The 24334-nt window shown below is 57.1% G+C and carries 24 protein-coding genes; 11 read left to right on the forward strand and 13 right to left on the reverse strand.

Features of this window, described 5'->3' with window-relative positions:
* Positions 1–78: 78 nt before the first annotated feature.
* A complete protein-coding gene (locus KO536_RS16880; RefSeq protein WP_133077859.1) occupies positions 79–3033 on the forward strand; it encodes an HD domain-containing phosphohydrolase in 2955 nt (984 codons plus the stop codon).
* Positions 3034–3039: 6 nt separating this feature from the next.
* Here the strand turns inward: KO536_RS16880 and KO536_RS16885 are convergent, their stop codons facing one another.
* Together KO536_RS16885 and KO536_RS16890 are read right to left on the reverse strand one after the other, a co-directional pair.
* Positions 3040–3522 carry a GAF domain-containing protein gene (locus tag KO536_RS16885; protein WP_133077860.1) on the reverse strand — a complete coding sequence of 161 codons (483 nt, stop codon included), beginning with the start codon at positions 3520–3522 and terminating at the stop codon, positions 3040–3042.
* Entirely contained in the window at positions 3515–4408 is an 894-nt protein-coding gene (locus tag KO536_RS16890) for an ATP-binding protein (RefSeq protein ID WP_133077861.1), read from the reverse strand. Before KO536_RS16890 ends, KO536_RS16885 begins: the two co-directional genes overlap by 8 nt.
* Before the next feature lie 175 nt (positions 4409–4583).
* Between KO536_RS16890 and KO536_RS16895 the strand changes: the two genes are divergently transcribed.
* Positions 4584–6899, forward strand: a complete 2316-nt coding sequence (locus tag KO536_RS16895) for a response regulator (RefSeq protein WP_219262501.1) — start codon at positions 4584–4586, stop codon at positions 6897–6899.
* A gap of 126 nt (positions 6900–7025) precedes the next feature.
* On the opposite strand, the gene KO536_RS16900 is transcribed toward KO536_RS16895, so the two are convergent.
* A complete protein-coding gene (locus tag KO536_RS16900; protein WP_219262502.1) occupies positions 7026–7511 on the reverse strand; it encodes a glutathione peroxidase in 486 nt (161 codons plus the stop codon).
* Between the two features lie 15 nt (positions 7512–7526).
* Entirely contained in the window at positions 7527–7922 is a 396-nt protein-coding gene (gene msrB / locus KO536_RS16905; protein ID WP_133077864.1) for a peptide-methionine (R)-S-oxide reductase MsrB, read from the reverse strand.
* A 222-nt stretch (positions 7923–8144) separates the two neighbouring features.
* Between msrB and KO536_RS16910 the strand changes: the two genes are divergently transcribed.
* Both KO536_RS16910 and htpX read left to right on the forward strand, forming a co-directional pair.
* On the forward strand, positions 8145–9356 hold the full coding sequence (locus tag KO536_RS16910) for a pyridoxal phosphate-dependent aminotransferase (RefSeq protein WP_095028529.1): 1212 nt from the start codon (positions 8145–8147) through the stop codon (positions 9354–9356).
* 313 nt (positions 9357–9669) lie between these two features.
* Positions 9670–10557: a protease HtpX gene (gene htpX, locus KO536_RS16915; protein ID WP_133077865.1), complete on the forward strand. Its 888-nt coding sequence runs from the start codon at positions 9670–9672 to the stop codon at positions 10555–10557.
* A gap of 56 nt (positions 10558–10613) precedes the next feature.
* Here htpX and KO536_RS16920 read toward each other — a convergent pair whose 3' ends face one another.
* Positions 10614–11279 (reverse strand): thiopurine S-methyltransferase, encoded by a 666-nt coding sequence (locus KO536_RS16920; RefSeq protein WP_219262503.1) that lies wholly within the window; start codon positions 11277–11279, stop codon positions 10614–10616.
* 101 nt (positions 11280–11380) lie between these two features.
* Between KO536_RS16920 and KO536_RS16925 the strand changes: the two genes are divergently transcribed.
* Positions 11381–12148 (forward strand): class III extradiol ring-cleavage dioxygenase, encoded by a 768-nt coding sequence (locus KO536_RS16925; RefSeq protein ID WP_219262504.1) that lies wholly within the window; start codon positions 11381–11383, stop codon positions 12146–12148.
* A gap of 172 nt (positions 12149–12320) precedes the next feature.
* Here the strand turns inward: KO536_RS16925 and KO536_RS16930 are convergent, their stop codons facing one another.
* Both KO536_RS16930 and KO536_RS16935 read right to left on the reverse strand, forming a co-directional pair.
* Positions 12321–13991 (reverse strand): DEAD/DEAH box helicase, encoded by a 1671-nt coding sequence (locus tag KO536_RS16930; protein WP_133077868.1) that lies wholly within the window; start codon positions 13989–13991, stop codon positions 12321–12323.
* A gap of 370 nt (positions 13992–14361) precedes the next feature.
* Complete coding sequence (locus KO536_RS16935; RefSeq protein WP_133077869.1) at positions 14362–15117, reverse strand: spermidine synthase; 756 nt, start codon at positions 15115–15117, stop codon at positions 14362–14364.
* Between the two features lie 158 nt (positions 15118–15275).
* Between KO536_RS16935 and KO536_RS16940 the strand changes: the two genes are divergently transcribed.
* On the forward strand, positions 15276–16622 hold the full coding sequence (locus tag KO536_RS16940; protein WP_133077870.1) for a class II 3-deoxy-7-phosphoheptulonate synthase: 1347 nt from the start codon (positions 15276–15278) through the stop codon (positions 16620–16622).
* 76 nt (positions 16623–16698) lie between these two features.
* On the opposite strand, the gene KO536_RS16945 is transcribed toward KO536_RS16940, so the two are convergent.
* Complete coding sequence (locus KO536_RS16945; protein ID WP_133077871.1) at positions 16699–16878, reverse strand: DUF1127 domain-containing protein; 180 nt, start codon at positions 16876–16878, stop codon at positions 16699–16701.
* Between the two features lie 96 nt (positions 16879–16974).
* On the opposite strand from KO536_RS16945, the gene KO536_RS16950 reads away from it, so the two are divergent.
* Positions 16975–17832 carry a LysR substrate-binding domain-containing protein gene (locus KO536_RS16950; RefSeq protein WP_133077872.1) on the forward strand — a complete coding sequence of 286 codons (858 nt, stop codon included), beginning with the start codon at positions 16975–16977 and terminating at the stop codon, positions 17830–17832.
* Here the strand turns inward: KO536_RS16950 and KO536_RS16955 are convergent.
* The 3 genes from KO536_RS16955 to earP all read right to left on the reverse strand — a co-directional run bounded on the left by KO536_RS16955 (position 17822) and on the right by earP (position 20464).
* Positions 17822–18574, reverse strand: coding sequence for a sulfite exporter TauE/SafE family protein (locus KO536_RS16955; RefSeq protein WP_133077873.1), 753 nt, complete (start codon positions 18572–18574; stop codon positions 17822–17824). The two genes, KO536_RS16950 and KO536_RS16955, sit on opposite strands and share 11 nt — an antisense overlap.
* Before the next feature lie 134 nt (positions 18575–18708).
* The gene (locus tag KO536_RS16960; RefSeq protein ID WP_016780001.1) at positions 18709–19281 is read right to left on the reverse strand and encodes an elongation factor P; all 573 of its coding nucleotides are present in this window, start codon (positions 19279–19281) and stop codon (positions 18709–18711) included.
* A 49-nt stretch (positions 19282–19330) separates the two neighbouring features.
* Complete coding sequence (earP, locus tag KO536_RS16965; RefSeq protein ID WP_219262505.1) at positions 19331–20464, reverse strand: elongation factor P maturation arginine rhamnosyltransferase EarP; 1134 nt, start codon at positions 20462–20464, stop codon at positions 19331–19333.
* Positions 20465–20588: 124 nt separating this feature from the next.
* Between earP and KO536_RS16970 the strand changes: the two genes are divergently transcribed.
* The gene (locus KO536_RS16970) at positions 20589–21071 is read left to right on the forward strand and encodes a GreA/GreB family elongation factor (protein WP_219262506.1); all 483 of its coding nucleotides are present in this window, start codon (positions 20589–20591) and stop codon (positions 21069–21071) included.
* Between the two features lie 32 nt (positions 21072–21103).
* Here KO536_RS16970 and KO536_RS16975 read toward each other — a convergent pair whose 3' ends face one another.
* The gene (locus tag KO536_RS16975; RefSeq protein WP_133077876.1) at positions 21104–21355 is read right to left on the reverse strand and encodes a hypothetical protein; all 252 of its coding nucleotides are present in this window, start codon (positions 21353–21355) and stop codon (positions 21104–21106) included.
* Positions 21356–21533: 178 nt separating this feature from the next.
* Here KO536_RS16975 and KO536_RS16980 point away from each other — a divergent pair, with 178 nt between their 5' ends.
* The 3 genes from KO536_RS16980 (at position 21534) to KO536_RS16990 (ending at position 23604) form a co-directional block, all read left to right on the forward strand.
* Positions 21534–21851: a YqjD family protein gene (locus KO536_RS16980; protein ID WP_133077877.1), complete on the forward strand. Its 318-nt coding sequence runs from the start codon at positions 21534–21536 to the stop codon at positions 21849–21851.
* Between the two features lie 147 nt (positions 21852–21998).
* Complete coding sequence (locus KO536_RS16985; protein ID WP_219262507.1) at positions 21999–23201, forward strand: MFS transporter; 1203 nt, start codon at positions 21999–22001, stop codon at positions 23199–23201.
* 106 nt (positions 23202–23307) lie between these two features.
* On the forward strand, positions 23308–23604 hold the full coding sequence (locus tag KO536_RS16990; protein WP_133077879.1) for a DUF6388 family protein: 297 nt from the start codon (positions 23308–23310) through the stop codon (positions 23602–23604).
* A 62-nt stretch (positions 23605–23666) separates the two neighbouring features.
* On the opposite strand, the gene KO536_RS16995 is transcribed toward KO536_RS16990, so the two are convergent.
* On the reverse strand, positions 23667–24185 hold the full coding sequence (locus tag KO536_RS16995) for a DUF4142 domain-containing protein (RefSeq protein ID WP_219262508.1): 519 nt from the start codon (positions 24183–24185) through the stop codon (positions 23667–23669).
* Positions 24186–24334 lie beyond the last annotated feature (149 nt).

The raw sequence follows: 24334 nt of genomic DNA on the forward strand, positions 1-24334 counted from the left end.
ACCAAGGAATGAGCAATTTGGCCCGGTTTTACTATGCTTACATGCACCAGCAAGCTTTTGTCTGCGGAGAAAACGCTCATGCGCAACACTGCGCGCTCTCACAAACGCCAGTTCCCATTGCATGTCCACATCAGTGCGATGTTTACATTTTTGTTGCTCATGCTCGGCTTAGTGCTGGGCGTTTTTAACTATCTACAAACCACCCACATCATTCTCGACAGCAGTAAAAAGCTGTTCGGCTATATCGAACAGGATGTGCAGCATGATTTGCTCAATGCCTACCAACCCATAAGGCACGCACTGAACCTGCTGATTCTCAATCCTGATGCCATGACTGATCGAGTCGAACTGAGAATGGGGCTGTTGCAGCCCTTCGTACAAACCCTCGAAGACAACCACACCCTGTCTGCTTTGTTCCTGGGAGATGACAACGGAAACTTTTTCCTGGTCAGGCCTTTGCGCAATCAAGCGATCAGGCTGCAGTTGCATGCACCGCCACAAGCGAATTACGAAGTCTGGTCGATAAAACGCTCGGAACCAAACGGTACGGTTGAGTCAAAAAAAATATATCTGGATGAACATTTGACCAAGCTGGAAGAGCGAAACATCCCGGGTGAAACCTATGACCCTCGCACCCGAAAATGGTTTATCCCGGTGCACGCCGACAACAATCAAGCCACCACCAGCCCCTATTTGTTTTTTTCCACCCGGGAAGTGGGCACCACATTAGCCAGACGCAGCGCCACGAATACAGTCATGGGTGCCGACGTAACCCTTTCTCAACTGTCCAGTACCCTCGCCAGCCATCAGACAACGCCCGGTACGCAAATCGTTTTATTCGATGGCGATGGCCGGGCAATCGCCTATCCGGATTTCAACAAGCTCTTAACCGCCCAGGATCCCGCAAAACTACCCAAAGTCTCGGAATTAAGCCCGGCCCTGAGCTATTTGATCGAGCAGAGTGCAACCACTGAGCATCGCCTGAACGACGGCAATCGCCAATGGATCACGTCACAATTCAAGGTGGACGACGGCGGATCCAATGGTTTGCAGCTGGCCATGATGGTCCCGGAAGACGAACTGCTGGCAGATGCCTATAAGCTGCGATGGCAAGGTGCCATGATGACGCTGATTGCCCTCTTCCTGTGCGTACCCATGGGTTGGGTGACGTCCCGATTACTGGTCAAACCTTTGCAGGCACTGGTGCGTGAGGCCGATGCCATTCGGCGGTTTGATTTCAACTACGCGCCCAGGAAGCAGTCACCCGTGCTTGAGATTGACCAGCTGGAAGCCTCCATGGGACGAATGAGAGAAACGCTCGCCAGTTTTTTTGAAATCACCTCCAGCCTCTCTGCTCATACCCGATTTGAACCTTTGTTGCAGTCGGTCCTGTTTGAGACGCTCAAAATCGCGCAGGCACAGGCCGGGCTCATCTACCTTGCAAAAAACGACAGTACGCAACTGGAGTTAAAAGGCTTGATCATGAATGGCCAGCCCCAGGACCTCACAACCCAGCCGCAGTCGGTATTAGACCCTGACGACAATCAGAGCCCCGAATGGCTGCGGGCACTTTTCGAAGGCCATGACAGTGTGGCCCGCGCACTCACTTTCGAGCAGGCTGGCGACTTGCAACCACTGATGCACGAACTGGACAGCCAGAGCATCCATCTGATCGGCATTCGCCTGCACAACCGCCACGGCGAGACCGTCGGTATTCTGGTTCTGGTGTTGAACAACAGTGGCTCGCTTGACGATCAGGATCATCTGCGGGCTGACCGGATTGCCTTTATCCAGGCGGTGTCAGGCACAGCTGCGGTCGCCATTGAGAGCCAGCGCCTGCAAGCACGGCAAAAGCAGTTGCTGGATGCTTTGATTCAACTGCTGGCTGGAGCCATTGACGCCAAAAGCCCGTATACGGCAAGCCATTGCCAGCGAGTTCCAACCCTCACGCTGATGCTGGCCCAAGCGGCGGCGGCGAGCCAGCAGCCACCGTTTGAGCAGTACAACCCCTCGGACGAACAATGGGAGGCCCTGCGCATCGCGGCCTGGCTACATGACTGCGGCAAGGTCACAACGCCGGAGTATGTGGTCGACAAGGCCACCAAGCTTGAAACCTTGTACGACCGCATTCACGAGATCCGCACCCGTTTTGAAGTGCTCAAGCGCGATGCATGGATCGACTACTGGCAAGCGCGCGCCCTGGGCGGCAATGATCAACAACTCACGGAGCAGCGCGACACCTGCTTGTCGGCGCTGGATGACGACTTTGCCTTTGTCGCCCAATGCAATGTGGGAGGTGAAGCCATGATGGAAGCTGATCTTGAGCGTTTGAACGCCATTTCACGACGCACATGGAGCCGGACTCTGGACGATCGGCTTGGGGTGTCCTGGGAAGAGCACAAACGCCAGTCCACCCGTGAGGAACATGCCTTGCCGGTCACAGAGCGATTGCTCGCCGACAAACCGGAGCACCTTTTCATCCGGCCCGAAGCCGACGTGATTGCTGCGCAAAACCCTTGGGGCTTCAAACTCGACATACCGCAATACAAGTTCAACCGCGGCGAACTGTACAACTTGAGCATCAGACGCGGCACATTGACCAATGAGGAACGCTACATCATCAATAATCACATCGTTCAAACCATCCTGATGCTCAGCAGCCTGCCCCTGCCCAGTTACCTGAGCAACATCGCGGAGATCGCAGGTGGACATCACGAAAAAATGGACGGCAGCGGTTATCCAAAACGCTTGAAGCGTGAGGAGATGAGCCTGGAGTCGCGGATGATGGCGATTGCCGACATTTTCGAGGCACTGACCGCTTCGGATCGCCCCTATAAACGCAGCAAGACGTTAAGTGAGGCCCTGAGCATCATGGCCACGATGTGCCGCGATGCCCACATTGACCCCCAACTGTTCGCGCTGTTTATGCACGAACAGGTGTTTATGCAGTACGCCCGGCAGTTTCTCGGACCGGAACAAATCGATTCAGTCGACATCGATGCGCTCATGCTCAAGGCCGGGCTGACGACTTGACCGGTATCAGCACTCGCTCAGACGTAGAAAGATCGCAGCCAGTGCTTCAATGCCCTGCTGGTCCTGCTCGCTGAACCGCCCGACACTCGGGCTGTCCAGATCGAGCACACCGATCAGCCGGCCATCCTTGATCAACGGAACGACCAGCTCACTGTTGGAAGCACTGTCGCAAGCGATATGCCCGGCAAATGCGTGAACATCCTCAACCCGCTGTGTTTGCCTGCTCGCAGCCGCGGCCCCGCAAACGCCACGTCCAAAAGGAATCCGGACACAGGCGATCTGACCCTGGAACGGGCCCAGTACCAACTCTTCATTGCGGTTGAGGTAAAACCCAGCCCAGTTCAGATCATCCAGCTGGTGAAACAAAAACGCTGAAAATTGCGCGGCATTGGCAATAAAGTCCCGCTCATCCGCCAACAACGACTCCAGTTGAGCCTGCAACAAGGTGTAGCCGTTCAGACCGGCACCTGTGGCATTCAAATCAATCATTCACTTGCTCCAACAATTTCAAACCCACCCAGTAACGCGCGAACTGATAGGCGCAACGGCCGTTGCGATTGCCTCGCCCGGTCGCCCAGCGCACGGCAAGAATATCCAGCGCTTCGTCGCGTTGCCACTGCAAACCGGCTTTGCTGGCCAATACGTCGATCCAGTGCTCGACCACACTCAGGAAGTGCTCCTGGGTAAAGGGATAGAACGACAGCCAGAGGCCGAAACGGTCGGACAAGGCAATCTTGTCCTCTACGGCCTCGTTGGGATGAAGCTCACCGTCGACGTTCTTCCAGTTTTCGTTGTCGCTCTCTTTTTCAGGCACCAGATGGCGACGGTTCGAGGTTGCGTAAAGCAACACGTTATCCGGCGCTTGTTCCAGGGAGCCATCGAGGACGCTTTTCAGCACCCGGTAATCGCTTTCGCCAGCCTCGAAGGACAAGTCATCGCAAAACAATACAAAACGTTGAGGCAAGCCCTGTAACAGTTCGACCACTCGCGGTAGATCGGCCAGATGATCGCGCTCGATTTCAATCAGGCGCAGCCCGGCATCTGCGTGCTCCGCCAGCAAGGCACGAATGATCGATGACTTGCCCGTACCCCGTGATCCCCATAACAGGGCATGGTTGGCTGGCAAACCGTCGAGAAACTGCCGGGTGTTGCGACCCAACTGATCACGCTGATTATCAATGCCGATAAGGTCCGCAAGGCGCATTTCAAGACTGACCTGCAACGGCAGCAGGTAACCGGAGCGACCTTCACGCTGCCAACGGGCAGCCAGGCACTCGTGCCACTCAATCGGTTCACGCTGCGCTGGCAGCAAGGGTTCAAGACGTGCAAGGACTGCTTCGGCACGCTCCAAAAAGGCATCCAGTTTAGAATTCACAACATTTCCTCAGACTGATACACAATGATGGCATATTGATATGACGCACATTTATCCGCCATCCACGACATGACTCACCCGGTTTGCGGCAAATACCGCAGTTATACCTGCCGGTTGTCCTACACATCGACTACTCTTGCACGCCGCAAGGAAATGGAAACAGGTGCAGCACCCCATGGATATAAAACTCACCCATCGCCTGTCTTTCAAACAAGCAAAACTGACTGTGCTGGTCGGTCTGGTTCTCGGATCCATCCTTAGCCTGCTACAAATCGGCATCGATTATGCCAGTGAAAACGCCGCCATCAATCGCGAAATCCAGTCTCTGCTTGAGATCAGCCACAACCCGGCATCGCGCATTGCCTACAACCTCGACTCAGAGCTGGCACAAGAGCTCTTGCTCGGTCTGTTGCGATCACCGGCGATCACCGGCGCACAACTTGTCGACAGCGACAATGTGGTCCTGGCAGCTGTTCAGGATCAGCCTGAAAGCGGGCGTTATCGAGCACTCAGCGATTATTTGTTTGGTTCCAATCGCTCATTTGACCAACGACTGTACTTCAATCACTTGCCTGAACAAAGCATCGGGGTTTTACACCTCGAGGTGGATACCTATCCCTTCGGGAAGCGTTTTTTGCAGCGGGCGGAAGTCACGCTGCTCAGCGGTTTCATTCGCAGCATCATCCTGACCTTTATCCTCCTGGGCCTGTTTTACGTCATGCTGACCAAGCCGCTGGTACGGGTGATTCGACAGATAAGCCAGCGTCTGCCCGGTGACCCTGGCCAATCGAAGGTGCAGTACCCTTGCGGCCATGAAGACGATGAAATTGGTGTGCTGGTCAACGCCGCCAATCAACAGTTCGAGGCGATGGCCCGTGAAATGGAGTATCGGCGCCGCGCTGAAAACAGCCTCACCGAGTACCTGGCGCAACTGGAAACCATCGTCTCGGTGCGCACCAAAGAGCTGGAAACCATCAACGAACAACTGCGTCACTCCAATGAAGAGCTGGAATCTGCGCGCAGCACTGCACTGGAAATGGCCCAGGCACGGTCTGCCTTTCTGGCCAATATGAGCCACGAAATACGCACCCCGCTCAATGGCTTGCTGGGCATGCTGGCGCTGTGCCTGGACAGCCCGCTCAATGCCGAGCAACACCAGCAACTGTCGATAGCCCACGACTCTGGCAAAGTCCTGGTCGAACTGCTCAATGACATTCTCGACCTGTCGAAATTCGATGCCGGCCAACTGGAGCTGGAACATATTGCCTTCGACCTGGGTTCGCTGATCGAAGACACTGCCAACCTGCTGTCGCAGAACGCAGCCCCCAGCGTGGAGCTGACGTGCCTGATCGACCCGAACTTCCCCGCATTGGTGCTGGGTGACCCGACACGGGTACGCCAGATCGTCAGCAATCTGCTATCCAATGCCCTGAAATTCACCCGGTTCGGACGGGTGGATGTGCGCCTCAGCGCACAGGGCGATCAGGTACGCATCGAGGTGTGCGACACCGGCATCGGCATTGCCCAGGATGCTCAGGCGCGAATTTTCAGCCCTTTTACCCAGGCTGGAGCCAGCATTACCCGTCAGTTTGGGGGCACAGGGCTGGGGCTGACCCTGACCAACAGCTTGTGCGAGGTCATGCACGGACGACTGACCATCAGTTCGGAAATCGGTTTTGGCAGCCAGTTCTGTGCCGAACTGCCTTTGCCTTGCTACGCCCCCGCCATCACGCCCAAACCACTGTCCGGGCGGGTTATTGTGGTGAGTGCGGCGAGCAGCGGCCTGAGCGAGTTGCTTGCCAGCTTTTTGCCCCTGTGGGGGCTCGACTACACACACTATTCACTGGACGCCCGTCTGGACGGCACAGACCCTCATCTGTTGATTACTGATTGCCCCGAATGCCTGTTTGGCCTGCGGCCGGCAATCAGCGCACCGATCCTGCTGGTCACTGCCTATGGAAACTTCATGCCCAGTGATCAGGTCAGTGCACTGGCACCCCTGCAGCAAAAAGCCAGGCCGCTATCGCGCCATGCGTTGTATCAAACCTTGCAGTATCTGCTACAGAAAAACGATCAAGACGTCCCGGCGGATCGGACCAGCAGCACGCCTGTCTCGCACCGCGCACGGATTCTGTTGGTCGAAGACAACCCGGTCAACCAACTCGTGGCCAAGGGCATGTTGAGCAAATTGGGGTGTGACGTAGTAGTAGCGGCCCACGGCGGCGAGGCGCTGAAACAATTGGAGCAGAGAACCTTTGATCTGGTGTTGATGGACTGCAACATGCCGGTAATGGACGGCTATGAGGCCACCCGACAAATTCGTCACCGTGGGCGCTGGCCAAAGTTACCCATCGTCGCCCTGACCGCCAATGCAATGCCCGAAGAGCGCGAGCGCTGCCGCTCGGCGGGGATGAACGACTATCTGGCCAAACCGTTCAGGCGCGAAGAGCTGGCTGCGCTGATTGATACCTGGGTGCCGCAAACAGCCTGAAAAGGCATTGCCTGTAGCACCTGGTTTAACTGGCGAACCGCCGCGCATGCTTTTGCGACGGCTGCGCCGCCGGACGCAGCCTCGCTCCGCGAGTCAGCGGCTACAAGGACTCAGAGCGACAACGGCTTAGCGCAGTAACGCCTCGATATCCGACTTGAGCGCCTCCGGCTTGGTGGTCGGGGCATAACGCTTGATGCTTTTGCCATCGCCACTGATCAGGAACTTGGTGAAATTCCACTTGATACCCTGGGAGCCCAGCAGCCCGGGCGCGCGTTTCTTGAGCTGGACAAACAGCGGATGGGCCTGGCTGCCATTGACGTCCACTTTTTTGAACAGCGGGAAGGTCACGCCAAAATTCAACTCGCAGAACTCAGAGATGGCGGCTTCGTCACCCGGCTCCTGTTGCCCGAACTGATTACACGGGAATCCCAGAATCACCAGGCCCTGATCCCTGTACTGCTGCCACAGGGCTTCGAGCCCCTTGTACTGCGGGGTAAATCCACATTTACTCGCGGTATTGACCACCAGCAACGCTTTACCCCCGAAGTCCGCCAGGGTTTTCGGCTCGCCGCCAAGAGTGGTGCATGCAACATTGAGCAGATTGTCGTTCATGACGGCGCCTCAAGATTAGTCGCGGGGAACCAGGTCCAGGCACACCGAGTTGATGCAGTAGCGCAGACCGGTGGGTGGCGGACCGTCGGGGAATACATGCCCCAAATGCGCATCACACTTGGCGCAGACCACTTCGGTACGCACCATGCCGTGGCTGACGTCACGGATCTCGACCATCGCGCTTTCGCCAATCGGCTGATAGAAGCTCGGCCAGCCGCAACCTGAATCAAACTTGGCGCGCGAATCAAACAACGGCTCCTGGCAGCAGATACAGTGATAAACACCGTCGGTTTTAGTGGCGTTGTATTTACCCGAAAACGGCCGCTCAGTGCCCTTGAGGCGGCACACGTTGTACTGCTCCGGATCGAGCATGGCCTTCCATTCGTCCAGGGTTTTGTTCAACTTTTCCATGGTTCTGCCTCTGCAACTGAAAAACCCCGATCGGTGGCTTTTCCAGGGGTCGGGTGGCACGTATGATTGCGCCTCGTTAAACGCCAGTCTGGCACCCGCACTAGTTGCATTCAAACGGATTATTGAAGCAAGCCGGTGTCAGCCACTGTGTGAAAACACAGAATTTCCCAGAGCCGTGATCATCACATTGCCTGGATCGTTCATTTTCGGGATCACATCGCCATGCAGGTCAGCAAATCAAACAAGCTCGCCAACGTCTGTTATGACATTCGCGGCCCAGTGCTCAAGCACGCCAAACGTCTGGAGGAGGAAGGTCATCGCATCCTCAAGCTGAATATCGGCAACCCGGCCCCCTTTGGTTTTGAAGCGCCGGACGAAATCCTTCAGGACGTAATCCGCAACCTGCCGACCGCCCAGGGCTACAGCGACTCCAAAGGCCTGTTCAGCGCGCGCAAGGCCGTGATGCAGTACTACCAGCAAAAGCAGGTGGAAGGTGTCGGCATTGAAGACATCTACCTAGGTAACGGCGTCTCCGAGTTGATCGTGATGTCGCTGCAAGCGCTGCTCAACAATGGCGACGAAGTCCTGGTGCCAGCACCCGACTACCCGCTGTGGACTGCCGCCGTAACGCTGGCCGGTGGTCACCCCGTGCACTACCTGTGCGACGAGCAAGCCAACTGGTGGCCTGATCTGGAGGATATAAAAGCCCGGATCACCCCTAATACCAAAGCCATGGTCATTATCAACCCGAACAACCCGACGGGTGCGGTGTACTCCAAGGAAGTCCTGCTGGGCATGCTGGAGATTGCGCGCCAGCACAACCTGGTGGTGTTCTCGGACGAGATCTACGACAAGATCCTGTACGACGACGCCGTGCACATCTGCACCGCTTCGCTGGCCCCGGACGTGCTGTGCCTGACCTTTAACGGCCTGTCCAAGTCGTACCGGGTCGCGGGTTTCCGCTCGGGCTGGATCGCCATCTCCGGGCCCAAGCAAAATGCCCAAAGCTACATTGAAGGCATCGACATGCTGGCCAACATGCGCCTGTGTGCCAACGTACCCAGCCAGCATGCCATCCAGACTGCACTTGGCGGCTACCAGAGCATCAACGACCTGGTCCTGCCCAACGGCCGCCTGCTGGAACAGCGTAACCGCACCTGGGAGTTGCTCAACGATATCCCCGGCGTCAGCTGCGTGAAGCCGATGGGTGCTCTATACGCATTCCCGCGTATCGACCCCAAGGTGTGCCCGATCCTCAACGACGAGAAGTTCGTTCTGGACCTGCTGCTCTCGGAAAAACTGCTGGTGGTTCAAGGCACGGCATTCAACTGGCCTTGGCCTGACCACTTCCGCGTCGTGACCCTGCCCCGTGTTGACGAACTGGACATGGCCATCGGCCGGATCGGTAACTTCCTGAAGACCTACCGTCAGTAACGTCTGAACATGCTGTGCGACGAATCAAAAGTCGCACAGCATGTGTCTGATGAAACATTCTTCACATGCCGTCTTTCCCTACCCGCACTCTCCTTTTTTAAAAAACCCAAATCGTTAAAGCCCTTTATTTACTGGGTTTGGGTGGAACTCTTGTTCAAAAAAAGTGCTCATTCAGATTAGGAAATGTCGGGCATGCCACTAGAATCAGCCTGTAGGACACAGTTTGAAATAGTCACCCGGTTGAATAGCCTGAGGCGGCACCTTATATACCCGCATACGGCAACACCCTTAAGACGAGGAGATTCTTACAACCATGATGCGCATTCTGCTGTTTTTGGCCACTAACCTGGCGGTCGTGCTGATTGCCAGCATCACCCTGAGCCTGTTCGGCTTTGACGGGTTCATGGCGGCCAACGGGGTTGATCTGAACCTCAGTCAGCTGTTGGTGTTCTGTGCGGTCTTTGGTTTTGCAGGGTCTTTGTTCTCGCTATTCATCTCCAAATGGATGGCGAAGATGAGCACCAGCACCCAGGTGATCACTCAACCTCGCACTCGTCATGAACAATGGTTGATGCAAACCGTTGAACAACTGTCCCGCGAAGCCGGGATCAAAATGCCCGAGGTGGGAATTTTCCCGGCATATGAAGCCAACGCTTTTGCCACGGGCTGGAATAAAAACGATGCGCTGGTCGCTGTCAGCCAAGGTTTGCTGGAGCGTTTTTCGCCAGATGAAGTAAAAGCCGTACTGGCACACGAAATCGGTCACGTTGCCAACGGTGACATGGTGACCCTGGCACTGGTGCAAGGCGTGGTGAACACCTTCGTGATGTTCTTCGCCCGGATCATCGGCAACTTTGTCGACAAGGTGATTTTCAAGAACGACGAAGGCCGCGGCATTGCCTATTACGTCGCGACCATCTTCGCTGAACTGGTCCTGGGTTTCCTGGCCAGCGCCATCGTGATGTGGTTCTCGCGCAAACGCGAGTTCCGGGCTGACGAAGCCGGTGCACAGCTTGCTGGCACGTCGGCCATGATCAGTGCCCTGCAGCGCTTGCGCTCCGAACAGGGCCTGCCGGTTCACATGCCGGACACCATGGCTGCTTTTGGCATCAACGGCGGCCTCAAACAAGGCCTGGCGCGGATGTTCATGAGCCACCCGCCACTGGAAGAACGTATCGATGCACTGCGTCGCCGCGGCTAACCCCACGGCAACCAAAGAAAAGGGCGACTGAGGTCGCCCTTTTTTCATGCCCGCATTCAGGCCTTGCCGGTTTTTTCCAGGCGATAGACCCGCTCCACCAGACGCGTCACACCGCCCTTGAGGAACTTCCATTCCTGGTCGAGTACATCCGGCTCCTCGACGACTTCCAGCGCCCAGTCAGGCAACAGCAGGCGCTGTACTTCGGCGTCCGGCACCGAGAACGGCGGGCCATTCATCTGAGACTGGTCGTAATCGAGCGTGATCAACAGCCCCTGGCATCCCGGCATGAGGATTTTCGTCAGATGCCGAGCGTAGGCTTCGCGCATGTCGGGGGGAAACGCAATCATCGCTGCCCGGTCATACACCCCCACACACGTGGCGACATCGGCCGCAGTCAGTGCAAAGACATCACCGCACAAGATCGTCACAGGGCCCGCCTCATAGACCCTGAAGGCGCCCCGCTGGCTAATCTGCGGCTCGACCTTCTGCTCACTGAAAAACTGCTCCACGGCCGTCTGCGTGAGCTCTACGCCCAGCACCTCGTAGCCTTTGGCCGCCAGCCAGCTCAAATCCAGGCTCTTTCCACATAGCGGCACCAGCACACGGCCGCCCTGCTCAAGCCCAAGGGTGGGCCACAGGCGCTGAAGATACGGATTGACCTGCTGCAGGTGAAAACCGATCTGATTGCGGTCCCAGCGGTCGTGCCAAAATTCGGGCTGCATGATTCACCTTTAAATTCGATAGATAAGCACTAAAACTTATATTGGATTTAGATCAATGATCAGGACGAAGATGAGACATCTTAACCTTGAGGATGTTTTTCATGCTTCCCAGCCTGTTCATCTCCCACGGTTCGCCAATGCTAGCACTGGAACCGGGCGCCAGTGGCCCGGCGCTCACGCGCCTGGCCAACGAACTGCCCCGCCCGAAAGCCATCGTGCTGGTATCCGCGCACTGGGAAAGCCCTGATCTGCGAGTCGCCAGCCATCACGCACCTGAAACATGGCACGACTTTGGTGGTTTTCCGCCTGCATTGTTTGCCGTGCAATACCCTGCACCCGGGGATCCGGCGCTGGCCGCCAGCATTGTTCAACTGCTTGCAGACAAAGGCTTACCGGCCCGGCTGGACGCCAACCGCCCTTTTGACCACGGTGCCTGGGTGCCACTGTCATTGATGTACCCGGCAGCCGATATTCCTGTGGTCCAGGTTTCACTGCCCAGCCAATTGGGCCCGAAAGCCCAGACCGAGATAGGGCGCGCCCTGAGTACCTTGAGAAATGAGGGAGTCCTGATCATCGGCTCGGGCAGCATCACCCACAACCTGCGCGAACTGGACTGGCACGCTGGCCCGGAGAGCGTAGAGCCCTGGGCCAAAGCCTTTCGTGACTGGATGATCGAGACACTGGCCTCTGACGACGAAACGATGCTGCACGACTACCGAAAACTGGCGCCCTTTGCAGCCAAAAATCATCCCAGCGATGAACACCTGCTGCCACTGTACTTCGCCCGAGGCGCAGGTGGCCCATTCAGCATTGCCCACCAGGGCTGGACACTGGGTGCGCTGGGGATGGATATCTATAGATTTGGTTGAATCCGGGCCCGTAGTCGCTGCCTAGGAACGAAGGCTGCGCGCTTTTATTGCGCAGCGCCCAAGATCAAGAGCTCGCAGCCTTCGTTCCTCGGCAGCGACTACAAATCACGGACAAAAAAAATCCCCGAACCAGTCGGGGATTTTTTTAGCGATCAATCACAGCAAGCAGTGATTAATCTTCGCGGTAGCGACGCAGCTTGAGCTGCTTGCCAGCAACGCGGGTGTCTTTCAGTTTGGCCAGCAAACCTTCCAGACCCACTTCCGGCAGCTCTACCAGGCTGAAGCTGTCACGCACCTGGATGCGACCGATTGCTTCACGTGCCAGGCCACCCTCGTTGAGGATAGCGCCCAGCAGGTTCTTGGCAGCGATGCCATCACGCGCACCCAGAGCGGTACGGCAACGAGCACGGCCTTCAGCCAATGGAACCGGAGCACGACGCTCACGATCACCACGATCCGGACGGTCACCCGAACGCTCTGAACGCTCACGTGGCGCGCTGTTCGGCACCAGCGGACGATCACGCTCGATGGCAGCCAGAGTCAGGGCCTGACCGTTGGTTGCCTTGCGCAGCAGAGCAGCGGCAAGAGCACGCGGGCTGCAACCGATATCGGCAATCAGGCGATCCAGCAGGTCACCGTGAGTCGATTCAGCGTCAGCAACCAGCGGAGTCAGGCTGTTGGTCAACTTCTTGATGCGAGCATCGAGAACAGCTTGAGCATCCGGCAGGCGGACTTCAGCAACTTTCTGACCGGTTACACGCTCGATCACTTGCAGCATGCGGCGCTCACGAGGAGTTACCAGCAGCAGTGCGCGACCTTCGCGACCTGCACGGCCTGTACGGCCGATACGGTGAACGTAGGACTCTGGATCGTAAGGCATGTCAACGTTGAACACGTGAGTGATACGTGGAACATCGAGACCACGAGCAGCAACGTCGGTCGCCACAACGATGTCCAGACGGCCATCCTTGAGGGAGTCGATTACGCGCTCACGCTGGTTCTGGGCAATGTCACCGTTCAGCGCAGCAGCTTTGTAGCCTTTGGCTTCAAGGGCGCTGGCCAGATCCAGGGTCGCTTGCTTGGTGCGTACGAACATGATCAGGGCGTCGAAATCTTCAACTTCCAGCAGGCTCAATACAGCCGAGGTCTTCTGGTCAGCGTGAACCAACAGGTGAGCCTGTTCGATCGCGGTAACGGTCTGAGTCTTGGTCTGGATCTTCACGTGTTGCGGATCGCGCAGATGGCGCTCGGCAATGGCACGGATCGACTGCGGCAAGGTTGCCGAGAACAATACGGTCTGACGGGTTGGAGGAAGAGCCTTGAAGATAACTTCAAGATCGTCCATGAAACCCAGTTTCAACATTTCGTCAGCTTCGTCCAGAACCAGGTGGTTCACGGTCGACAGAACTTTTTCGTCACGACGCAGGTGGTCGCACAGACGGCCCGGAGTGGCGACAACGATCTGTGCGCCATTACGGATTGCTTTCAGTTGTGGACCCATAGGGGCGCCGCCGTAAACGGCCACAACGGTAACGCCCGGCATTTGCTTGGCGTAGGTTTCGAAAGCGGTTGCTACTTGCAGCGCCAACTCACGGGTTGGCGCCAGGATCAGGGCTTGCGGCTCGCGCTTAGCAGGATCGATGCGGTGCAGGATCGGCAGTGCGAACGCGGCGGTTTTACCCGTACCGGTTTGCGCCTGACCAATCATGTCGTGACCGGCCATAATGATCGGGATCGATTGATGCTGAATAGCCGAAGGTTCTTCGTAGCCAGTCGCAATGACAGCTGCAAGAATGTTCGGATTAAGATTAAAAGCGGCGAAGCCGCCGGTTTCCTGGGTCATGGGTCTGCCTCTAAGTGCATCCGCAAAGACCCATGCTCCAAAGCTGCGCATGCCGTGTAAGACTCAAGAGTCGCCCTGGCTGCTTTGTCGGCGGGGATTTGCGAAAACGTTAAATGAATGGAGCGTTCAGGGTTGTCCGCGAAACGGACGAGCAGCCGAAGCGTGCTTCGGGAAATGCGACACCTAAACGTGGCCCGGCTAAAGGCCGGCGCGCACTATACCGGATTTATCAAAAAAAAGAAGCGTTTTTTTGGGGCACAATCGTCTGTATCCCTCTATAGACCGGGCTTTAACGATATTTTCGACCTTAAAAAAACGTTTAACGCCTGGCCACCTTGGGGCAAACGCTAAAACGTTTCATCCTTGGGCATCAGGTCGCAGGGCGAACCGCCTTGATCAACGACTCAAGCGAATAGCCCAAACGGGGTGCCAGGGCCTGCGCCCGAGCGGTCAAGGCGTCGATATCCAGATCCTGATCAAGATCGGCAGGCACCATCAAAATGACATTGCCCTCTTTGACGGGCAGCTCCCAGTAATGCCGGTGATACAAGCCACGCAACAAGGCAGCGCCCAGCGGCTTGCCGTCATCGGTGGCCCACTGATTGATGATGAGCCAACCATTGGGAGCGAGCTTCTTCTGGCAGTTTTCCAGGAATGTCCACGCCAGGTGCCCAGCGGCAGGCCCCAGGTCGTTATAAAGGTCGACGAAAATCAGGTCCGCCGGCTCGGCGCTGTCCAACAGTTCGATGGCATCTCCAATGCGGATATACAACCGAGGGTCATCGTCCAGGCCCAGGTACTCGATAGCCAGGCGCGGCACATCCGGACGCAGCTCAATGGCTTCAACATCTTCAAGAGGCAGGAACTTGAGGCAGGCCTGGGTCAGGGTTCCTGCGCCAAGGCCCAGGAACAGCGCGCTCTCGGGGGCGTCATGGCACAGCGCACCGATCAGCATGGCGCGGGTGTAGTCGTATTCCAGCCAGCTGGGATCCGCAGTGAACACGCAACTTTGCTCGATCGCATCGCCAAATTCGAGGAAGCGATAGTCAGCCACTTCCAGCACTCGAATCATGCCGAAGTCATCATGGACTTCAGCGAGCAGACGCTCTACGCGCTCCTCAGACATTTCCTCTCCTTGCCGCGTCCCGGCATCACCCGCAACGCTGTAGAAAACAGCCACTCGATGTCGAGCGCAAAGGCGCAATTGTCGGCCATTGCGGCGCAAGAGGTCACGCACTAATTGCTGCTAACATGGGCCATCTCCTACAAATACTAGAGTCTGCGATGAGCCAAATCTGGACACCTGACAGCTGGCGCACCCTGCCAGCTCAGCAACAACCCCACTACCCTGACGCAGCACACCTGTTGCGCGTCGAGCAAAGCCTGGCCAGTTATCCGCCACTGGTCTTCGCCGGCGAAGCCCGCGAACTGCGCCGTCAGTTTGCCGAGGTCACTCAAGGTAGGGCGTTTCTGCTTCAGGGTGGCGATTGCGCTGAAAGTTTTGCGGAGTTTTCGGCAGCCAAGATTCGCGACACCTTCAAGGTGCTGCTGCAAATGGCCATTGTGATGACGTTCGCGGCAGGCTGCCCGGTGGTCAAGGTCGGACGCATGGCCGGTCAGTTCGCCAAGCCGCGCTCGGCCAACGACGAAACCATCAACGGGGTCACGCTACCGGCCTATCGCGGCGATATCGTCAACGGCATCGGCTTTGATGAAAAAAGCCGTGTCCCTGACCCGGAACGTCTGCTGCAGTCCTATCACCAGTCCACCGCCACCCTGAACCTGCTGCGCGCCTTTGCCCAGGGCGGTTTTGCCGACCTGCATCAAGTGCATAAATGGAACCTGGACTTTATCGCCAACTCGGCATTGGCTGATAAATACAGCCAACTGGCCGATCGTATCGATGAGACCCTGGCCTTCATGCGCGCCTGTGGCATGGACAGTTCGCCACAACTGCGCGAGACCAGCTTCTTTACCGCCCACGAAGCACTGCTGCTCAACTACGAAGAAGCCTTCGTACGCCGCGACAGCCTGACCAACGACTACTACGATTGCTCGGCGCACATGCTGTGGATCGGCGACCGCACGCGCCAGCTGGACGGCGCCCATGTCGAGTTCCTGCGCGGGGTCAACAACCCGATCGGGGTCAAGGTCGGCCCAAGCATGAACAACGAAGACCTGATCCGCCTGATCGACATTCTCAACCCGGACAACGACCCGGGCCGCCTTAACCTGATCGTGCGCATGGGTGCCGACAAGGTTGGCGATCACCTGCCGCAGCTGATCCGCGCCGTAGAGGGCGAAGGCAAACAGGTGCTGTGGAGCTGCGACCCGATGCACGGCAATACGATCAAGGCCAGCAGCGGCTACAAAACCCGCGACTTTGCGCAGATTCTTGGGGAAGTGAAGCAGTTCTTCCAGGTTCACGAGGCTGAAGGCAGCTACGCCGGCGGGATTCACATCGAGATGACCGGCCAGAACGTCACCGAGTGCATCGGCGGCGCCAACCCGATTACCGAGGATGGCTTGTCGGACCGTTACCACACCCACTGCGACCCGCGCATGAACGCCGATCAATCGCTGGAACTGGCATTTTTGATTGCCGAGACGTTAAAGCAAGTTAAACGCTGATCCACACACCTTGCGGATGAAACTCCTGTGGGAGCGGGCTTGCTCGCTCCCACAGGTGGGTTGAGGTGAGCCCGCCTCACCTGTTGAACGGATCATCCCAAAAAGCCCGATGGCTTTCGATCTCGATATCCGCCCTGCTCAGCCCAAGATCCTTGAGCGCCGCATCACTGATCTGCCTCAGATTCGCCCTTTCCCGCGACAGCTGATACCAGCGGGATATACGGGCAAACCACATCACACTTTTTTGACCTTTCATCACCTGAGCCCTCCTGAGGTATGGCTCAAGTCTCGGCCCGGGCTTAAGATCAATCCAACGAATGTTTCTTATGCGATACATCTGCGAGATTGATCAATGGCCGAATTTCCCAGTATCGACACCGACCTGCTGCGCACCTTTGCTGCGATCGCCGATCAGGGTGGTTTCACCCGTGCCGCCGAAGTGGTCAACCGCACCCAGTCAGCGGTCAGCATGCAGATGAAGCGACTGGAAGAGGACGTGCTGCAATGTGCGCTGTTTCAGCGCGAAGGACGCAACGTAAGCCTTACCCCCGAGGGCCACGTGTTGCTCGGTTACGCACGACGTATCCTCAAGCTGCACAGCGAAGTGTTCAACACACTGCGTCAGCCGCAGATGGTGGGCACCGTCAAAATCGGCTCGCCTGATGATTACGTGATGCGGTTTTTGCCTGGCGTGCTGTCGCGTTTTGCCCAGGACTATCCGCTGATCAACGTCGAAGTGCACTGTGAACCGTCATCGCAACTGTTGCAGCGCAATGACCTGGACCTGACCATTGTGACCCGCAAACCCGGCACCGAGATGGGCCAGATCCTGCGTCAGGAGCGGTTCGTGTGGATGGTGGCACAAGGTTTCTCGCCCCACGAACAAACGCCCCTGCCACTGGCAATGTTCAATACCGACTGTTTTTGCCGAACCTGGGCCTGCAATGCACTGGATATCCAGCAGCGCGAGTATCGGGTTGCCTACACCAGCGCCAGCCTGGCAGCCATCAATGCCGTGGTGAGCACCGGGCTGGCCGTGACCGCGCAGTTGCAGAGCCTGCTGACGCCCGACCTGCGCATTATCGGCGAGGCGGAGAACCTGCCCGTGCTGCCCTCCGCCAGTATTGTGCTGCTACGCAAACCCAACAGTGCGTCGTCGCCGATCATTGAGTGCTTTGCCGAGTACATCGTCGAAGGCTTTAAGCTTTGATTGCCAGCAAGCCCGCACACAGCAACAAAAAGGCGCAGTACAAGCCACGCAATACCCGCTCCGGCATGGCGTGGGCGGCCCTGACCCCCCAACTGATGCTCAACAGCCCGCCAATGGCCAGCGGCACACCCATGACCCAGTTGACCTCGTCATGCACCGCGTACGTCAGCAGCGTCACCGCAGTGCTCGGTGCAGCCAGGGCCAGCGACAAGCCCTGAGCCACCACTTGGGTGGTACCAAACACACTGGTCAGCACCGGCGCCGCCACTACGGCACCGCCGACACCAAACAACCCGCCCGTGGTGCCTGCCAAGGCGCCCAGCGCGCCATACCAGGGCCAGCCGTAACGCGAGCCTGCAACCGGTTGAGCGGGCGAGCTATAGAGTTTGATCAGGTTGTAGAAGGTAATCGCCAGCAAAAAGACGATGAAACCCCAGCGTATGCTGCGCGGATCCACCCCCACCGCGAGCATTGCCCCCAGCCAGGCAAAACAAAAGCTCATCAGCACCAACGGCACGGCCTGGCGCAGATCGATTTTATTGCGCTGGTGATAGCGATACAGGGCAAGAAACACATTGGGCACCGCCATGACCAGCGCAGTGCCTTGCGCCAATTGCTGATCCAGCCCGAACCATAACCCCAAAACCGGGATCGCGATCAAGCCGCCGCCAATCCCGAACAACCCGCCCAGTGCGCCAAGGGCGAGGCCCAGGGCTGTATACATTGCAAAATCGATCAGCATTACAGCCCCTCATGATGAGCGCCCATGCTAACCAGTCCCCTACTCAGGGCAAAGCTCTAAACCAGGCTTTTTGACAGGCAAAAAAAAGCCCGGCCATAAGACCGGGCTTTTTCATCGTGCGGTTAACGCAAGGTTTAAACCTTGGCGCGGCCCTTGTAGGAACCACCGTCACGGGTATCGATTTCGATCCAGTCGCCGATTTCTACGAAATCAGCAACGCTCAGCTCGGTACCGTTTTTCAGTTTGGCAGGCTTCATCACCTTGCCCGAAGTGTCGCCGCGAGCGGAACCTTCGGTGTAGTCAACCTGACGCACGATGGTGGTCGGCAGCTCTACGGAAACCAGACGGTCTTCGAAGAAGATCGCTTCGCAAACGTCGGTCATGCCTTCTTCCACGAATGGCAGAACGGCTTCGATGTCTTCAGCGTTCAGCTCGTACATGGTGTAGTCAGTGGTGTCCATGAACGTGTAGGTGTCGCCGCTGATGAAGGACAGGGTCGCTTCTTTGCGATCCAGGATCACGTCTTCGAGCTTGTCGTCAGCGCTGTATACGATTTCAGTCTTGTAGCCAGTCAGCAGGTTTTTCAGCTTGGTCTTCATGATTGCGCTGTTACGACCGGACTTGGTGAATTCAGCTTTCTGAACCAACCAAGGGTCGTTTTCGAGCTTGATGACTGTACCGGGTTTAAGCTCTTTACCAGTTTTCATTGCGAGTATCCGAATTTGGATTGAGATTTACAAAAATCTAGGCCGCGTATCATATCCAATTTCTATAAAACAGTACTAGCGCTTGCGCAAGATCGGCCTGCAATGACTGTTCCAGACACCACTGCTCCGCATGCGCAGTGATCTCGGGCCAGTGCTCAAGCAGCAGATTCCAGCTTTGAGCCATATCGCAGCCACCATTCCAGGCGTGCCATAGTCCGGTAAATGCCTGGGCTGCGGCCGGCGTAAGGTCTTTGACATACAGCGCGAGGAACGCATTGAGCTTGACCCAATGGGCGTCTTCTTCCTGCTCATAAATATGCCAAAGCAGTGGCCTGCCTGCCCATTGAGCCCGCACAAACGAGTCTTCGCCGCGCACCGCATTGAAATCACAGCTCCACAAAAGGTGGTCGTAATCTTCCTGACGGACGAACGGTAAGGCCTGAACGGTCAAAGCCCCGCGCTGCTGCGCATCCCCCAACCCCAACTGATCCACCTCAAGCCAGCGCAGCAGATCGCCCATGATCCGCCCTTGGGGCACCAACAGATGCGTCGCCACGCTGCCCGCGGCCATGGCATCCAGCCAGCTGGCAAGCCCGGTATTTTCATAGGCAAACAGTGAAATCAGACGTGCGTTGCTTGCAGGGAAAACACCCAGCCCCTGCAAAAACGCCTGCCTGGCCTGGGGATCCTGCTCAAAGGCTCGACGTCGCTGCAACAGGTCGGCTTCGCGCAGCAAGCCACCAGTGCCCGCATCAAAACCCGGAAAGAAGAACATCCGCTTCAAGCCATCGGGGCGCAGGGAAGGCAAACCGTGACAACCACTGACCCAGTCTTCTGCGCTCAGATATTCAAGATTGATCCACAACGCGGGGGTTTCGCGGGCCTTCATCGCCTGCAGGTAGCCTTCGGGCAGTTTGCAGGCGAATGCTTCGACCACCACATCGGCAACGTCGACGGATTGCCACAGCGGCGGCCACTGACACACTTCGACCCCCTGCTGCCATTGGCGCGCCGCGCCGACATCGGCCTCAGGGCACAGCGGCACAAACGCCCGCAAATCATCGACCCACAGACGCACGCCCTGCTGATGCTCGGCCACCAACTGGCGGGCCAAACGCCAGGTCACACCAATGTCGCCGTAGTTATCGACCACACTGCAAAAAATATCCCAGGAGGCTTTCATTCCGGGCTCCAACATTCAAAGGGCTGATTGTCCGCATAATTCAACGCGTACAGAAGGTTTATGGCGGATAAATCTGCGCGACACTCGTGCGACAATCACCGTTCGTCACTATCAAGCTGCGACCATGAACAAGACCGCTGTGCACCTGCTGATGCTGGACAAACTCGAAATCGACCTCGATGTGCTCCAGCGCGCAGCACAAACCGCCTACGAAGCTGCGACCCACGCGGAAAATATTGCCGAGAACAAGTACGACACCCTTGGGCTTGAAGCATCCTACCTGGCTACAGGTCAGGCGCGCCGGGTTGAAGAGATTCGCCAGGCGCTCAAGAGCTGTCGCAGCATGACCCTGGGTCCGTACTGCGCGGCGCAGGGCATTCAAGTCGGGGCATTGGTCAATCTGGAGGCTGAAAACGGCAGCGCGCAGTGGTTGTTCCTGGCTCCTGACGCTGCCGGCCTCAAACTCGAACAGGACGGGCGCTCAGTGACCGTCATCACCCCGCGCTCACCGCTGGGAGCTGCCTTGCTGGGCAAGCAGCTGGATGACGAGGTGCAGATCAATGTGGGCGGGGCGCTGCAAATATTTACCGTCTGCGAGATTCACTGAGCAAGCCCGCTCCGACAGGTTTTGCAGAACGCTTACTTGGCAGCCATCATGCGATTCACTTCACTGCGCACCATGTTGGCGTATTCGGGTGGCGACATGGCGTCCAGCTCCGAACGCACCCATTCAGCCCACTTGCCCTTGCGCTTGGCGCGCTCCCCGAACAAGCGCGCCGCATCCCCTTTGGCCTTGCCCAGATTGCTCTGCCAAAGGTCATACAGTCGGGATTTTTCATCTTCAAGCGCAGCACGCTCAGCGAGAGGCTTGTTGGCGAGGTTGAAGCTCATGAGAATTTCCTGCGGCGTAAATTTAGGGGACATCTTACACCCTACAAAGAAGTGTCTCCGTCTGGTTTTTGACTACGCTGTCAGGTCAGAACAACACCCGGCTCAAAACAGATGCAACTTTTTGGCATTGGGTTGACTCCATTACTCATCACCCATTTCAACTGCAAGGAGTACCGCAATGGCTCGCAAAAATGCCGTACAAGCTGAAGATCAAATCAAGGATCAAGCGTTCAGCGAACTTCAAGACCTGATTGCCGAATCTGAAAAGCTGCTCAAGGAGAGCGTGTCCCTGGTCGGTGAAGAAGGTGAAACCCTGCGTGCGCAGGTTGGTCTCAAGCTCAAGCAAGCGCTGGACTCGGTCACTAACGTGCGTGAACGTACCAAGCCTGTGGTCGATGCCACTGAAAGCTATATCGGTGGCCATCCGTGGCAAACCGTGGCCATCTCGGCCGGCTTCGGGCTGGTCGTGGGCTTGCTGCTGGGCCGTCGCAACTAGGTCACGCATCCAGTCTTAAAACAAAGCCCCTGGCCGTCATAGCCAGGGGCTTTGTTGTTTATAGATTTAAATTATCGACATATTCAGTGACATTCTACGCAGGCATTCTGATACTTCCGCGCACTCCCAATACCGATGAGACAGTCAATGTCCGCTTCTACAACCGCCACCAAACCTTTAAGCACTGCCCTCATTTTGCTGATGGCCACCGCCACCGGCCTGGCTGTTGCCAGCAACTATTACGCACAGCCCTTGTTGCACACCATCGCCCAAGAACTGGGCTTGAGCATGAGCAGCGCCGGTAACGTAGTGATCACCGCGCAATTGAGTTACGGCGCCGGCCTGTTGCTGCTGGTACCCCTGGGCGATCTGTTCGAACAACGTCGGCTGATCGTTACCATGACCGTGCTCAGTGCACTGGGCCTTCTGCTCAGTGCCTTTGCACCGTCGGTAACGTGGCTTTTGGTCGGCACGGCGATAACCGGGCTGTTTTCGGTTTCGGCACAAGTACTGGTGCCAATGGCTGCCAGCCTGACCGACCCCCTGAACCGAGGCCGAGTGGTGGGGACGCTGATGAGCGGCTTGCTGCTGGGGATATTGCTGGCGCGCACCGTGGCCGGGGCGCTGTCGTCGGCGGGTGACTGGCGAACCATCTATCTGGTGGCTGCGGCCTTGATGCTGGTCAGTGCCATCTCCCTGTTTTGCGCCCTGCCCAACCATCACCAGAGCGCTGGCCTGAGCTATCCAAAACTGCTGGGATCGGTGTTCACCCTGTTTGTCGAAGAGCCCATACTGCGCCTGCGCGCGCTATTGGGCCTGCTGACCTTCTCGCTGTTTGCCCTGTTCTGGACCCCGCTGGCCTTTCTGCTGGCAGTACCGCCCTACAGCTACTCGGATGCGGTTATCGGCCTGTTTGGCCTGGCGGGGGCAGTCGGTGCGGTGGCGGCAAACTGGGCCGGACGCATGGCCGATCGCGGCAAAGGCCAACAGGCCACGACCGTCGGCCTGCTGGTCCTGCTGGCGAGCTGGCTGCCAATGGCATTCGCCGGTCACTCGTTGATCGCCTTGCTGATCGGCGTACTGGCCCTGGATTTTGCAGTGCAACTGGTCCATGTCAGCAATCAGAATGCGGTGTTCAAGGTACGTCCTGCCGCCCGCAACCGCCTGAACGCCGGTTACATCACCTGCTACTTCATTGGTGGCGCACTGGGCTCCCTGGCGGGCGCGCAGACCTATCCGGTGTACGGCTGGGACGGCATCGTGGTAGTTGGCTCGGTGGTCGCAACGCTGGCGCTGGCGGTCTGGGGCTACAGCCTGCAACGCGCAAGCAAGATACAAACCGCAGGCTGACCGGTCATATGGCGCTTTTCATCGTATTGCTAACTCGCTAGCATGCGAGAAAACGCCCTGACGACGGTCTGCCCACGCAGGCCGCCCTAACGATCCGAGACGCCATATGATCCCTAAAGAATCCCGTAACGAACTGGCCCTGGATACTTTTATCAAGGCGCACCCTGAACTGATCGAAGAAATGAAAGATCTGAGCGCAGAGGACCGCCAGCAGCAGATTCTGTGGGCCTTTGAAGACGAAGCCGAAAGTCGCGGCCTTGAAGCCTGGGAGCTGGCGCTGGAACTGATCGCACGCTCCCCCGAAGAGCTCAAGAGCATGCGCCTTGAAGTGCATCAGGAAGTCGCCGAGGCGCTGGACATGAGCTGGGAAGAGTACTGCGGTTTCAACGAAATCACCGTCTGAACCAGCCAGCTGCACACACAACGCCCGGTTGATCACTCACCGGGCGTTGTTTTTTCAAGGCATCAGGATTTGTGATGGGCATCCATCAGTTTCCTGGCCATCACCAGATGCATTTCAAGCTTGGGCAAATATTTCTCGGCAAATGCCTGCAACTCGGGCGAGTCAGCATTGCTGGCCTGCTGTTTGAACAACTCAATAGTCTCTTCATGGGTTTTAACCTGATTGGCCGCAAAGGCCGCATCAAAAGAATCCCCCTCCTGCACTTCAAGCATCTGCTTTTTGGCCCTGTCCAGTAACTGCTCGTCGCTGGAAACCTGCAGGTCCAGCTTGCTGGCAATCTCCTTCAAGTCCCGGTTGGCATTGGTATGGTCCTTGATTGCCTCCACGGCATAGCTTTCTATGTCCGTCGAAGAGGTTTTACTGATCGCCATGCGGCTGGTTTCAATCTCGGCAATCCCTGCTGCATGGGCTTCATCAACAAAGTCTGCCGGACTGGCTGCGAATGCTGTAGCTGTCGCGACCAGGGAATAGACCAAGGCACAACTTGCCAGCCAGCGTTTAGGGCCAATCAGGGTTCTCATCACGTCCTCCAAAAAAAGGCAGGTTTATTCCCTGCACAGGATCTGAAGGCCTGTGGGAGCAAAGGTTTAGATAAATACCGTTTTTTCTGACGGGTGGCACTTCAAGCTATCAGCCCTTGCCGAACAACGATCTGCGCTGGACTTGCCAT

It is taken from the genome of Pseudomonas sp. NKUCC02_KPG (assembly GCF_019345465.1).
Taxonomy (GTDB): Bacteria; Pseudomonadota; Gammaproteobacteria; order Pseudomonadales; family Pseudomonadaceae; genus Aquipseudomonas.